General features: G+C 50.8%; 12 protein-coding genes. 8 read left to right on the top strand and 4 right to left on the bottom strand.

The window, feature by feature from the left end; genetic code table 11:
• Window positions 1-37 precede the first annotated feature (37 nt).
• The 3 genes from Q0X35_RS03930 (at window position 38) to Q0X35_RS03920 (ending at window position 2,351) form a co-directional block, all read left to right on the top strand.
• A complete protein-coding gene (locus Q0X35_RS03930; RefSeq protein WP_297565701.1) occupies window positions 38-430 on the top strand; it encodes a DUF2804 domain-containing protein in 393 nt (130 codons plus the stop codon).
• Between the two features lie 139 nt (window positions 431-569).
• Window positions 570-1,685, top strand: coding sequence for an endonuclease/exonuclease/phosphatase family protein (locus Q0X35_RS03925; protein WP_297565698.1), 1,116 nt, complete (start codon window positions 570-572; stop codon window positions 1,683-1,685).
• Window positions 1,686-1,787: 102 nt separating this feature from the next.
• The gene (locus Q0X35_RS03920; RefSeq protein WP_297565687.1) at window positions 1,788-2,351 is read left to right on the top strand and encodes an NADPH-dependent FMN reductase; all 564 of its coding nucleotides are present in this window, start codon (window positions 1,788-1,790) and stop codon (window positions 2,349-2,351) included.
• Between the two features lie 96 nt (window positions 2,352-2,447).
• Here the strand turns inward: Q0X35_RS03920 and putP are convergent, their stop codons facing one another.
• Both putP and rpmF read right to left on the bottom strand, forming a co-directional pair.
• The gene (gene putP, locus Q0X35_RS03915) at window positions 2,448-3,995 is read right to left on the bottom strand and encodes a sodium/proline symporter PutP (protein ID WP_297565684.1); all 1,548 of its coding nucleotides are present in this window, start codon (window positions 3,993-3,995) and stop codon (window positions 2,448-2,450) included.
• Window positions 3,996-4,083: 88 nt separating this feature from the next.
• Window positions 4,084-4,254 carry a 50S ribosomal protein L32 gene (gene rpmF, locus Q0X35_RS03910; protein WP_073996110.1) on the bottom strand — a complete coding sequence of 57 codons (171 nt, stop codon included), beginning with the start codon at window positions 4,252-4,254 and terminating at the stop codon, window positions 4,084-4,086.
• 159 nt (window positions 4,255-4,413) lie between these two features.
• Between rpmF and Q0X35_RS03905 the strand changes: the two genes are divergently transcribed.
• From Q0X35_RS03905 to epsC, 3 genes are all read left to right on the top strand, one after another.
• A complete protein-coding gene (locus tag Q0X35_RS03905; RefSeq protein WP_297565679.1) occupies window positions 4,414-5,061 on the top strand; it encodes a YigZ family protein in 648 nt (215 codons plus the stop codon).
• Window positions 5,062-5,502: 441 nt separating this feature from the next.
• Window positions 5,503-6,435, top strand: coding sequence for a cysteine synthase A (cysK, locus tag Q0X35_RS03900; RefSeq protein WP_297565676.1), 933 nt, complete (start codon window positions 5,503-5,505; stop codon window positions 6,433-6,435).
• Window positions 6,436-6,437: 2 nt separating this feature from the next.
• Window positions 6,438-7,022, top strand: a complete 585-nt coding sequence (gene epsC / locus Q0X35_RS03895; protein WP_297565673.1) for a serine O-acetyltransferase EpsC — start codon at window positions 6,438-6,440, stop codon at window positions 7,020-7,022.
• Between the two features lie 167 nt (window positions 7,023-7,189).
• Here the strand turns inward: epsC and Q0X35_RS03890 are convergent, their stop codons facing one another.
• On the bottom strand, window positions 7,190-7,639 hold the full coding sequence (locus Q0X35_RS03890; RefSeq protein WP_073996106.1) for a ribose-5-phosphate isomerase: 450 nt from the start codon (window positions 7,637-7,639) through the stop codon (window positions 7,190-7,192).
• Window positions 7,640-7,710: 71 nt separating this feature from the next.
• On the opposite strand from Q0X35_RS03890, the gene Q0X35_RS03885 reads away from it, so the two are divergent.
• Window positions 7,711-9,717, top strand: a complete 2,007-nt coding sequence (locus Q0X35_RS03885) for a M13 family metallopeptidase (RefSeq protein ID WP_297565669.1) — start codon at window positions 7,711-7,713, stop codon at window positions 9,715-9,717.
• 135 nt (window positions 9,718-9,852) lie between these two features.
• Here the strand turns inward: Q0X35_RS03885 and Q0X35_RS03880 are convergent, their stop codons facing one another.
• Window positions 9,853-10,467, bottom strand: coding sequence for a disulfide bond formation protein DsbA (locus tag Q0X35_RS03880; protein WP_297565667.1), 615 nt, complete (start codon window positions 10,465-10,467; stop codon window positions 9,853-9,855).
• 54 nt (window positions 10,468-10,521) lie between these two features.
• On the opposite strand from Q0X35_RS03880, the gene pepN reads away from it, so the two are divergent.
• The coding region (gene pepN, locus Q0X35_RS03875) for an aminopeptidase N (RefSeq protein ID WP_297565664.1) at window positions 10,522-13,154 on the top strand (2,633 nt) is incomplete at its 3' end.

The following is a 13,154-nucleotide window of genomic DNA, read 5'->3' as shown; positions in this document are numbered from 1 at the left end:
GTGGGCTCGGAGATGTGTATAAGAGACAGCTCACGGCCTGCTCGGGCGGGAAACGCGGTGGCGCTGGGCCAGCGCAGCCGGGCGAAGTGCCAACGGCACCGGCCCCGTATGGGGAATAAACTTAGTGGCTGGCCACAACGACTACGAGTACAGCGAAAACGGCATCTGGAAAGATGGCGAGCTCTTCTACGTAGGGCATACCAGTTTTGATTTCGATAGCGATAACCCGCTGCGCCCGTGGCATATTCATACTGACGATGGCGCGGTGGATTTAACTTTCACCCCAGAAGGAATGCGCGCCGGCGACGTCGGAATTAGCGCTCTCAGCAGCTACTATCGCGCCCCTTTAGGGAGCTATTCCGGCATGCTCCTCGGAGAGGAAGTGCAAGGAATTCCCGGAATGGCCGAGAACCACATCGCCCACTGGTAATAAAACGTCGCTCACTGGTAGCGATAAAAACCAGCGAAGAACGAATCCGTATCTGAGTCTAAAGAAACGAAAAGTTCACCTTATTTTTTCACAAATATACAAAAAGAAATAAAAATAATCGAAAGAATGGAGCAATATCGTGCCCGCCCATAGTCTAGAAAAAGATGCCGGCGTTAAAGCGCGCCCACATCTGCTGCGGCGAATATTTAAATATCTCGGGCTGCTGCTGGCTGCCTTGCTAGCACTCATTATTGGAGTAGCAGCTTATTTTATTACCACTGAATACAAGCCCGCGCATATCGAACCGGTGGCTCTTAATGCACATGCGGAAAAAGAGCTTCCCGCTAGTGGCGAGCTAAGTGTGCTCACTTGGAATCTCGGCTATGGAGCGCTCGGAGATAACGCCGATTTCTTTATGGACGGCGGCAAGATGGTGCAAACTGCTTCGAAAGAAAGAGTGGAGCAGAATATCGCGGATATCAGCGCCGAAGTGAAAAAAGTAGCTCCGGATTTAGCTTTCTTCCAAGAGGTAGATGTCGATTCGAAGCGCAGCTACGGTATAGATGAGACGGCGAAATTAGCAGCCGATAATCCGCAAGCTACTTCGAGCTTTGCCCCCAACTTTAAGGTGAAGTATCTGCCTTATCCGAAGCCACCGATTGGCAGAGTACATTCGGGGCTGCTCACCCTTTCGAACTACAAGGTGGAAGATGCTACCCGCGTACAGCTTCCGATTCCTTTCAAGTGGCCGGAGCGGATTTTCAATTTGAAGCGCGCGCTACTCATAAACCGGATTCCTATCGCCGGCAGCGATAAAGAATTAGTGGCAATCAATCTACATTTAGAGGCCTATGACGACGGCGCTGGAAAAGCCGCTCAGACTCGGGAACTCATGCAGATTTTTGCAGATGAAACTGCCAAAGGTAACTACGTGATTGCCGGGGGAGATTTCAACCAGCTTTTCCCCGAAGGCAACGGTAAATTCCCCGTCAATAAAGATCTCTGGGTACCTGGTAAATTAGAAATTCCGGCTGACGCCAAGAATCTGCAGGTACTTACCGATTATTCTCGCCCCACCTGCCGCTCGCTCGATAAGCCGTATGTAAATTCTGATAAAGAAACTCATCAGTACTATGTAATAGACGGCTTCCTCGTATCGGATAATATAAAGGTCAAGAAAGTGGAGACTTTAGATAAAGGATTCAAATCTACCGACCACAATCCGGTACATCTTGTGATGCAGCTACTTAAGTAGCATAAAAGCTGAATTATTAGGAGCGGGGTGCAGATTTTTAGTCTGCACCCCGCTTTTCTGCCCGCTATACTTAAATAAATACGAAAGAAAGGAAAAAGAAATATGGCGAAGAAAATTGCCGTACTAGTGGGAAGTTTGCGAGGTGGCTCCTATGCCCGAAAAATTGCTTTGCAAACTCTAGAGATGTTTCCCGCTGATTACGAAGCAGAGATAGTGGAGATTCGCGATTTGCCGCTTTACGATTTCGATTACGACGATCCGCAAGTAGCGGAAAAGCCACTGCCAGAGGTATATACCGAATTCCGGGAAAAAATTAAGAGCGTAGATGGGGTACTCTTCGTAACTCCGGAGAATAACCGCTGCATACCTGCCTGCCTAAAGAATGCAGTAGATATCGGATCGAAGCCGAATGCTGATGTGGCTTGGAAAGATCTGCCGGCCGGAATTATTAGCCATTCCGTAGGGAAGATGGGCGGCTATAGCGCACAGAAGAATTTACGGCTCGCACTCAGTTATTTCAATATGGTGCTCCCGGGGCAGCCTGAAGTGTTCCTAGGAAAATCTCCGGAATTACTAGATGAGCAAGGTAAATTCAATAACGAAAAGACGCGCGCCTTCGTGCAAGACTATATCGATCGTTTCGTAGCGATTGTAGAGAATAAATAGTTACGTAAAGCGCGGCATTAGCTACAGCAATTAACTGGGGTAGGCAGTGCAAATTCACGCTCGTGGATTTGCACTGCCTACCCCCTCAGTTTTTTGTCAGCTATTTTGCCTCTCATTCGGCGCGGCACTCGCGAGAGTACTCTGAGCGGCCATCTCCTGGGCATTAGCAGTACTGAGCTGTAGCGCTTTCGTAAACTCCGCTTCTATTTCGCCGTTCACTTGATGGGTAAGACGAGAAACTAGGTACGCCACCAGCAAGGCTAATAAAAATCCCGGCAAAATTTCGTAGAGCCCAAACCACTTATAGGTACCCCAGATTCCTACCGTCACTGCCCCGGTGAGCATTCCACAGAGTGTGCCCTGCCAGGTGAGTTTACGCCAATAGAGCGCCAGCAATACCATGGGGCCGAAAGTCGCCCCGAAGCCTGCCCAAGCAAAAGCCACTAGATTCAAAATAGAATCGGTGCGGAACCAAGCGAATACCGCAGCTAGTAGGGCACAGAGCAGCACGGCCGTCCGCCCCCAATTTATACTGGCTGCCGCGTTGCGCTCCCCTTTGGCGTTGAGAATATCTTCTACTACGGCAGAGGAAGTGACGAGCAGTTGCGAAGAGATGGTAGACATAATCGCCGCCAGAATAGCTGCGAGCATGAAGCCGGCAATGAATACCGGAAATAGCCGCTGCCCAGAAACAATAAATATAGATTCGCGCTGCTCCGAGCCGACCGATATGAGACCGTAGTAGTTCATGGCGATACCCACTAGCGCAGTGCCGCCGGCACCACATACCGAAAAAATCATCCAGCCCAGCCCAATTCGCCGCGCTTGTTTAGCTTCTCGAGGGCTGCGCAAAGCCATAAAACGCACAATGATGTGCGGCTGCCCAAAGTATCCTAACCCCCAGGCGAGAGCAGAAATAATACTTATGAAAGTGGCAAGACTTAGCGATCCTCCTACCGGAGAGAGGAATCCCGGATTCACGGCGTTGACGCCAGCTGCCAGTTTTCCTAGCCCCCCTACGGCGAAGATTCCGGCTATGGGAACTGCTACTAAAGCCGCTACCATCATCAAGCCTTGCACCATATCCGTCCACGATACCGCTAAGAATCCTCCCACGAGCGTATAAAGAATTACTACGCTCGCCACGATAGTCATACCGAGGTGGTAATCGAGACCAAAAGCCGTCTCAAAGAAAGTGCCGCCGGCTACCATTCCGGAAGATACATAAAAGGTGAAGAAAATGAAAATGATGAGTCCGGCGGCAATACGCACCGCATGCGTGGGATCGTGCAGCCGATTTCCCAGAAAAGAGGGCACCGTAATAGAATTCTTCGCTATTTCACTGTAAGAGCGCAGCCGCGGAGCTACGATTTTCCAATTTAGCCACGAACCAATGGTCAAACCTACTGCGATCCAGCCCTCGATGATTCCTGAAACGTAGAGCGCACCTGGCAATCCCATGAGCAGCCACCCCGACATATCCGAAGCTGCCGCCGAGAGCGCCGCCACTAATGGATTCAAGCCGCGCCCACCAATCATATAGTCATCTAAATCCTTAGTGCGAGTGTAGGCCCACAAGCCAATTAGTACCATCATTACGAAATAAATGATCATGGCTATTGCTTGCCCGGTTGCTTGTGTCATTTCGAGATCCTTTCCCGTTTCCTTATAAAAATAAAGAGTGGTCCCACCTATTCGGCGGAGCCACTCTGAAAATTTTTAGCTGCTGATTTTAATCTAAATCGAGCAGGCCTTTCTGCGCCGCCTTTGCTAGGCGACGTGGGATGCGCACCTCGCTGCCACCCATGGCACGGACCGGCTGCAACTCGGTAAGCTTGGCCTTCCACTGGGAACGACGAGAGCGGGTATTGCTGCGTGACATCTTACGTTTTGGAACTGCCATGATTCCGCTCCTTGCTCTTTCTCTTATTTAGTAAGCGATATCGCTCTCTAGGCGATTATCTTTCGTACAGAGCATAACTTTAACAGATAGCACCTCTTTTTCTCATAACAGTTTTCACTTTGTGCTGAGAAACACGGAGTTTTCGGTAAAAATAGAAAGGTGGAGATTTATCGTCTAACCCCTGATGTGGAATTGCGCAGCGAAATTAGCGTGAAAAAGTCGCGGTTTATAGCCGTAGTGCGCCGCGTAGAAAGCGTAGCTGCTGCGCGTGATTTCGTAGCAGAGATGCGCCAAGAATTCCCCGATGCGCGCCACCACTGCAGCGCCTACCGTATTTCCATGCGCGGCGCGCAAGATATCACTAATTCCTCTGACGACGGCGAACCCTCCGGCACCGCCGGGAAACCAATTTTAGAGGTGATAAATACCCGCCGGCTCACCGATACTGCAATAGTGGTGGTGCGGTATTTCGGTGGCACTCTGCTCGGCACCGGCGGGTTGGTGCGCGCTTATACCGAGGCTCCAACCCAGGCACTCCACGGAGCGCAAATCTGGAAAGAGCAAATTTTCCAGCAGTTGGAAGTTTCGCTACCCCTAGAGGCAGCCGGGCGCATAGAAGCAGGATTGCGCCGCAGTAAATATGAAATCACTGCTCTCGATTATCAATCAGAAAAAGTGGTAATTACTTTTCTCGCCGATGATTGCAGCGAAGCTGCCGCCTATCTAGGGGAGCTGCGCGGCGCAGAAATAGAAGTCAAATTCCAGAAAATGGCCTATAGAGAAGTATCCGCCGGAGTCATTTCCTAGCTACTCTTCCCCACTGAGATTCGCTACTCTGCTCCGCTGAGAGCATTACACCCACAGCGTGTGCAGGTGCTAGTAAAATTTATTGCGTAGTGCCGCTAGCAAGATTTGCCACATTTGCCACATTTGTGCCGCCGAGGAAGCTATGTAATTATAAAAGCGCCTATAATTCTGTATTAACTACTGAGCAGGAGGAGGAAATAATATGCATTTAATAGCTCTCTCTGCCTCCTTTTTCTGCTGTACCTGTCGCAAGGGCGCTGGGCTCTAGTTTTGTGCCTTTGGCATGCTTGGCGCTCGTAAATAGCTTAAAAGTAGCTCCTAACAGCTCAAAGCGGCTCCTAGATAAACTTCTAGATAAAACTGCGAAATAGAAATATAAATCTATGTATAAAAATTGAGCCGCTTATATACAAAACCTCAATTTAAGAAAAGAGAAAACCTATGACTTTATATCATTCCCTTACCGAGATAACTGGAGGTACTCCCCTGCTGCAGCTCCACCGACTGGCGGCAGATAAAGGTGGCCACGTATTTGCAAAATTAGAATTCTACAACCCGGCTAACTCGGTAAAAGACCGAGTAGGTGTGGCTATCGTGGAGGAAGCAGAGAAATCGGGAGCACTGGCTCCCGGCGGCACTATCGTCGAAGCTACCTCTGGAAATACTGGTATTGCACTCGCTTGGGTGGGCGCAGCGCGCGGCTACAAAGTAATTCTTACTATGCCGGCTTCGATGTCTAAAGAACGGCGCATTTTATTACGTGGATTCGGAGCCGAATTAGTGCTCACCGAACCGGCAGCGGGAATGCAGGGCGCAGTAGATAAAGCGAAAGAGATTGCCGCTGCGCTGCCTGGAGCTATTCTCGCTTCCCAGTTTGCCAATCCTGCCAATCCCGCCGCCCATGCCCGCACTACCGGCCCAGAGATTTGGAATGATTTATCTGGAAAAGTAGATGTGTTGGTGGCTGGCGTAGGCACCGGAGGTACTCTCAGCGGAAGTGGCAAGTATCTAAAATCCCAGAATCCACAAATACATATTGTGGCGGTAGAACCCGCCGATTCTCCTCTCCTTTCCACGGGCCATGCCGGATCTCATAAGATACAAGGGCTGGGCGCTAATTTCGTGCCGGAAATACTCGATAGAGATATTTATGACGAAGTGCTGCCGGTAGAATTTGACGACGCTTTAGTTACAGCTCGGCAAGCTGCCCACCAAGAAGGGATACTGGCGGGAATCTCGGGCGGAGCTGCACTCTGGGCAGCACTCAAAATAGCTGAACGCCCCGAATACGCTGGGAAGAATATCGCCGTAATTATTCCTGATTTCGGCGAACGCTACGTATCCACCGATTTATTCGCGGGATTGGATGATTAAGGATGCAGAAAAAGATAGAGCACCTCACTTTCTTTAAGCAGCTAAAAGAAGATCTCCAAGCAGCAGTTGATAATGATCCAGCTGCCCGCAATACCCTCGAAGTGGCACTCGCCTACCCGGGGGTGCACGCCGTCTGGGCTTACCGGCTCTGCCATCGGATGTGGAATAAATCGCCACTCCTAAAGTTGCCGGCACGTATAATATCGCAGCTGACGCGCGCTATTACCGGAATTGAAATCCATCCAGGTGCGCAGCTTGGCCGGAGACTTTTTATTGATCACGGAATGGGAGTGGTAATCGGAGAAACTGCTGAGGTAGGAGAAGACGTGACTATTTTCCACGGCACCACCCTCGGCGGTATTTCTATGCGCAAAGGCAAACGCCACCCCACCGTCGGTAATCGCGTAATGATTGGCGCCGGAGCAAAAGTACTCGGCCCTATTACGATTGGAGACGACGTACAAATCGGAGCTAATGCGGTAGTAGTGAAAGACGTGCCGAGCTGCCAGGTAGCAGTGGGAATTCCGGCGCGAAACCGACCAGCGAAAAATAAGCAACCGCATATCGACCCGGCCGTCAGCGACTGATTTAAAATTATTGATTTAAGAAATTACTAGTTTAAGCAATCAGAACCTGCTGACGCCGGTGTATATCCGTGCGCGCCAATCCACTAAATAATTCCTAAATAGCAGGGCAGGGGCTCCCATCCGGAAGCTCCTGCCCTTTGTGTTTATTTAATTCTTTTAGATACTACTCAGTGCTTTTCTTCGTATTCACTGAGCATATCGATACGCGATTGGTGGCGCGAAGCGGGATCATAAGAGGTGGAGAGGAAAATATCCACCAGCTTAGTAGCTTCCGCTAGATCATGCTGACGCGCACCCAGCGATATCACATTGGCATTATTGTGCTCCCGCGCTAATTCGGCAGTAGCTTCGTTCCAAGCTAGAGCGGCACGGATGCCTTTTACTTTATTGGCTGCCATCTGTTCGCCGTTTCCAGATCCTCCGATGACTATCCCTAAAGAACCCGGATCTTTTGCTACTGCTTCAGCACAGGCAAAGCATACCGGCGGATAAGCATCCAATTTATCGTATTCATGGTAGCCGTGATCTTCTACTTCGTATCCGGCTTCCTGAAGGTGGGCGACTAAATGACTTTTTAATTCGAAACCTGCATGGTCACTTGCAATATGTACTCTCATACTTCTATTCTAGCTAATTTTTCCCTACCCTGAAGCGGAACCGCCCAGTAAATCAAGGTAGAATAGCCTCTATGACGATTAAAGACAGTGAAAATTACGGAGCTAAAGTAATTTCCGAGTTAGATACTCGTATTCGCCCGCAAGATGACCTTTTTGAATTTGTAAACGGAAAATGGCTAGAAAGTACTTCTATACCGGCTGATCAAGCAGCCGCCGGCGCCTTTATCGATCTTCGGGAAGAATCCTTGACGCAAGTGCGAGAAATCGTCGAAAGTTTTACCGCAAATCCCCGCCACAGCAGCGAGCAAAAAGTGGCAGATCTATACGCTTCTTTTATGGACGAAGCCCAGATCGAAGAGCAGGGCATACGGCCTCTCGAAAAAGATTTAGCGCTCATCCGCGCTGCGAAAGATAAAGATGATTTAGGAATCACTGCCGGCCAACTCCTAGAGAGCGGAGTATCGGTGCCTTTCAGCTGCACGGTAGACGCCGATCGCAACCAGCCAGATGCTTATATCGTGTGGATCAGCCAAGATGGGCTCGGCCTCCCGGATGAATCTTTCTATCGAGATGCCGCCTACGCTCCTATTTTGCAGGCCTATAAAGAATTTCTCCCCCAGCTTTATGCCTTAGGCACCGGAATCAGCGCTGAAGCCGCTACCGATGCCGCCCAACGTATTCTCGATTTTGAAACTGCACTCGCCTCCTATCACTACGACGTAGTAAAACTGCGCGATGCGGAGCAAACTAATAACGTATTGACTTGGGAAGAATTTCAGAGTGCCACCCCCGGATTTAATTGGGAAGATGCGCTGGAACTTTGTGGAATCACTGCCCAAAACGCCCCGAAATTACTGGTATATACTCCGGGAGCTCTCCAAGGCTTTGCGCAACTTTGGCAAGATACGACTCTCGATACACTGCAGGAATACCTAATCTGGCAGACCATCTTGGCGCGCGCGCCGTATCTCTCTGCTGCCCTAGTGGAGGCACAGTTTAATTTTTATGGGAAGGTGCTGGCCGGTAAAGAAGAAATGCGCCCCCGCTGGAAGCGCGGCATAGATTTGGTGGACGGTGTTCTCGGCGAAGCGATTGGGAAAGAGTATGTAGCTCGCCATTTCCCTCCCACCGCCAAAGCGCAGATGGAGCAGCTGGTAGCCGATTTATTGGCCGCCTACCGCGCTTCGATTCAAAATTTGGAGTGGATGGGAGAGGATACTCGCCAGAAAGCGCTCCAAAAACTCGATAGTTTCGTAACTAAAATCGGTTATCCCGAAAAGTGGAAAGATTACCAACAGCTGCGTATTACCTCCGGCGATTTGGTGGAGAATATACGGCAAGCTAATAAGTTTTTCACTGCTTATGAGGTAGGGAAATTAGGGAAACCGGTAGATAGAGACGAGTGGCTTATGCATCCGCAGACGGTGAATGCCTACTACAACCCGCTCGCTAACGAGATAGTATTTCCAGCTGCTATTTTACAGCCGCCTTTCTTCTCTCCAGATGCAGATCCGGCGTGGAACTACGGCGGTATCGGGGCAGTTATTGGCCATGAAATCGGACATGGTTTCGACGACCAAGGCTCGAAGTACGACGGCAGCGGGCGGCTGCATAACTGGTGGAGCGAGCGCGACCGAGCAGAATTTGAGAAACGTACCGGCGCACTGGTGAAGCAATATAACTCCTACGTGCCGGCGCAATTTCCCGCTGATTCTCCGCATCACGTAAATGGAGAACTCACTCTAGGAGAAAATATCGGCGATTTAGGTGGTCTAGGGATTGCTTTGCGCGCCTACGATATTGCTCTGCGGCGAGCCGGATATGCGGGAACTGCGGAGAGCCCGCTAGAAAAAGGCTACTCCGGCTTACAACGCGTTTTCCTTTCCTATGCGCGTGCTTGGCAGGAAAAACGGCGGGATGAGCTGATGGTACAGCGAATCGCCACTGATCCACATGCGCCAGCAGAGTTCCGGTGCAACGGAGTAGTGAAGAATATCGATGCTTTTGTGGAGGCTTTCGATGTACAGGAAGGCGATGAACTCTATCTGCCACCGCAGGAGCGAGTACAGATCTGGTAGCAGGTAAAAAGCCCGTAGCTTTTATTTAGCAGCTCTTTTTGAGATTCACTATTTAGGTTTCGCTATTTACCATTTTCTGCGGCTCGCTACCTATCTTTCCTTTTATGGCTCGCTATCTACTATTCCTTATTACTACTAGGAAAAAATTGGCCCTGTGGTGCGGGAGCGCTTTAACTCAAAGAATCCCGGAGTTTCTGCCAGCGCCAGCGCTCCTTCCCAGAGTTTAATTGCAGCCGCCCCATGCGGAGCGGGAGAAATGACTGGCCCAAAGAAAGCCACCCCGGCCGTGGCAATTATCGGCACTCCTACGTCTTCCCCTACTAAGGCGAGCGCTTTTTCTGTGCTAACTGCCAAATAATCCGTGAATTCTCCGGCAGCGGCTCTCTCCACTATTTCTTCCGGCAGGCCGCACTCTTGGAGCGCGGCGCGGGCAGTGGCGGCGTCTTTCGGAGCTTCCTCCCCAAAATGCCGGTTGCCGAGCGCAGTATAGAAATCTGCTAGGCGCGCTGGCGCCAGTTTTTCCACTCCGGCAGCCACTTCTGCTCCGAGCCGAGCTGATTCTAGATGCTCCCGGTAGCTTTGCGGTATATCTTTATCTCTATTGAGGTGGCAGAGTGAAAAGGCGTGCATCGTGAGAGAAAGAGAGAGCTCCGTAGCTACTTCGGTGATCCAACGGGAGGTGATCCACGTCCACGGGCAAGAAGGGTCGAACCAAAAATCTACTTTTTCTCCTGCATCTAAACTCGCCATTTTCTGCCTTTCTCTCTAACTTTTATTTATTTTCATTACCGCTATCTGCCAGTATTGCTCGGGCAGCTCGGGCAGCTCGCCCGCACTGCTTTTACCCCAGTTACTCCGCGGTCGCTTTGTGCACAGATCATCGGCTTCCCGCCGGCACAAGCTACATCTCAATCCTATACATGCCGCCATACTTTTTCTCGGCGCGGAAAAGAAGCTAGAGTAAAAGAGGAAATTAGATGCCGCTATGGCATTAGCCATCTGTGGAAAGGAAGAATTTTGCCCGGAGAAAATTTGACGCGCTTGGAAGCTGCCCACCGCGCAGAAATAGTACAGACTCATAGCTACCGGGTGGAGTTGGATTTACGTGATTCCACTACTTTCCGCTCCCGCACTACTATTGATTTTTCCGGGGAAGCCGGCGCGGCCACTTTCGTAGACTTAATAGCCCAGTCAGTAGAAAAAATTGAGCTGAACGGCACCGCTATTTCTCCTAGCTCTTTTCAAGATTCCCGAATCGAACTGGCAGAGATAGCGGCAGAGAACACCTTAATTGTGGAAGCTACCTGCTTATACTCCCACACCGGCGAAGGCTTACACCGCGCCGTCGATCCAGCAGATGGCGAAGTTTATCTCTACTCACAATTCGAAGCTCCCGATTCGCGGCGGATGTTTGCCGTATTTGAGCAACCCAACCTAAAAGCGCGTTTCACTTTTTCCGTGCTCGCTCCCGCGCACTGGCAGGTATTTTCCGTCTCCCCCACTCCGGAGCCTCAACCGGTAGCAGATGGCCTAGCGCGCTGGGAATTTTCTCCCACCGAACCCATCTCTTCCTACCTTACCTGCATAATTGCCGGCCCTTATGCGGGAGTGCAAGGCACCTATACCGCTCCCGATGGCCGCGAAATCCCTCTCGGAGTATATGCACGTAAATCGCTGCAAAAGTATTTAGACGGCGCAGAGGTACTGGAAATTACCAAGCAAGGAATGCCATTTTACGAAGAGTATTTTGCCCAGCCGTATCCATTCCGAAAATACGATCAAATTTTCGTGCCCGAATACAATATGGGCGCGATGGAGCATCCGGGCTGCGTCACCATACTCGACGACTACGTATTCCAATCTAAGCCGACAGCTGCCTTGGTGGAGCGGCGGGCAATCACTATTTTGCATGAACTCGCTCATATGTGGTTCGGCGATTTAGTCACCATGGAGTGGTGGGACGATCTCTGGCTGAATGAATCTTTTGCCGAATATATGAGCCATGTGGCCACGGCGCGCGCGACTCGCTGGCAGGATGCATGGGTCACTTTCCAAGCCTCGGAGAAATCTTGGGCCCGCCGGCAAGATCAACTTCCTTCTACGCATCCTATTGCCGCCGATATTCGCGATTTAGAAGATGTGCTGGTGAACTTTGACGGTATCACCTACGGGAAAGGCGCCTCCGTATTCCAGCAGCTAGTAGCCTACGTAGGAGAAGAGGCTTTTATTAGTGGCGTGCGGCAGTATCTGGCGAAAAAAGCGTGGGGAAATGCCACTTTGCAAGATTTACTCACGGAACTAGAGGCAGCCTCTGGCCGCGATTTACAGCAGTGGGCTCGGCTCTGGCTCCAAGAGGCGGGAATCAATACTCTCTCTCCGCAAATAACCGAAACGGCCGGAAGAATCGATGAGTTCGCAATTTGCCAGGAAAAAGATAAACATGCTTCTTTGCGGCCACATCGAATTGCCGTGGGTGGCTACGATCTAGAAAATGGAGTATACCGGCAGGTAGCTTTCACTACTCTCGATATTTCCGGTGCGCGCACCGTAGTGCCGGAGTTCGGTGGGATTTCGCGCCCCGATGTCTTGCTGATTAATGACGGCGATTTAGCTTATGCCAAAGTGCGTTTAGATGAAGAATCTTTGACGCATATAAAAGAGCACATTAACGCTTTCCCACCCGAGTTACAGCTGACGCGGGCTCTTATTCTTTTTAATGTCTGGGATTTATGCCGCGATGGGCTTATGAATGCCGCCGATTATGCAGATTTTGCTTTGCGCGCCTTGGAGACGGAGGCGCACGGCACAGTGCTGCGCTACACCTTAAGCCAGCTGGTGACGGCCACTAATCTCTATTCTCCACCGCAACAGCGCGAAGAGCTGCAGCAAAGAGTGGCGGCAAAATTGCAAGATATTTTACAGGGTGCAGCTCCCGGCTCGGATCGGCAATTACAGCTGGCGCGCACCGCCATTATTCTCGCCCACAGCGCTGCTGATTTAGATTATTTTGCCGGCTGGTTGCAGGGAGAAAAGGTGCCGAATGGATTAGAGATAGATGCGGCACTGCGGTGGGAAATATGGCAGCGTTTAGCAGCTGCGCAGCGAATCACCGAAGCTGATATCCAGCAGGAATTGCAAGAGCGCGATAATACGGCAGCTGGAGCTAGTGCAGCGGCAGAAGCGCGCGCTGCTTTAGCTACTCCGGAAGCGAAAGCGCGCGCTTGGGAAGAATTGCTGGCTGGGAAAATTCCTAATGCCCAGCAACGCTCCCTCTGCCTCGGCTTTACTGCCGGAGATGCGGAGCTGCTCGTGCCGTATGTAGAAAAATATTTTGCGGAAGTGGAACGGCAGTGGGAAGAGCGCACGGTGGAGTTTGCTTCGAATATGATTACCTATACTTTCCCCACTAAGCTGACGGGACGCACCGACTTAGGAGT

This window comes from uncultured Arcanobacterium sp., from assembly GCF_947253055.1.
Taxonomy (GTDB): Bacteria; Actinomycetota; Actinomycetes; order Actinomycetales; family Actinomycetaceae; genus Arcanobacterium_A.
Note: the sequence above shows the minus strand (reverse complement) of the source record. Positions and strands in the feature narration are given on the sequence as shown.

Excerpts from the sequence above, each read along its gene's own strand:
- Q0X35_RS03920 (WP_297565687.1), top strand. The coding sequence starts at position 1,788 with ATGGCGAAGAAAATTGCCGTACTAGTGGGAAGTTTGCGAGGTGGCTCC.
- putP (WP_297565684.1), bottom strand. The coding sequence starts at position 3,995 with ATGACACAAGCAACCGGGCAAGCAATAGCCATGATCATTTATTTCGTA.
- rpmF (WP_073996110.1), bottom strand. The coding sequence starts at position 4,254 with ATGGCAGTTCCAAAACGTAAGATGTCACGCAGCAATACCCGCTCTCGT.
- cysK (WP_297565676.1), top strand. The coding sequence starts at position 5,503 with ATGACTTTATATCATTCCCTTACCGAGATAACTGGAGGTACTCCCCTG.
- epsC (WP_297565673.1), top strand. The coding sequence starts at position 6,438 with ATGCAGAAAAAGATAGAGCACCTCACTTTCTTTAAGCAGCTAAAAGAA.
- Q0X35_RS03890 (WP_073996106.1), bottom strand. The coding sequence starts at position 7,639 with ATGAGAGTACATATTGCAAGTGACCATGCAGGTTTCGAATTAAAAAGT.
- Q0X35_RS03885 (WP_297565669.1), top strand. The coding sequence starts at position 7,711 with ATGACGATTAAAGACAGTGAAAATTACGGAGCTAAAGTAATTTCCGAG.
- Q0X35_RS03880 (WP_297565667.1), bottom strand. The coding sequence starts at position 10,467 with ATGGCGAGTTTAGATGCAGGAGAAAAAGTAGATTTTTGGTTCGACCCT.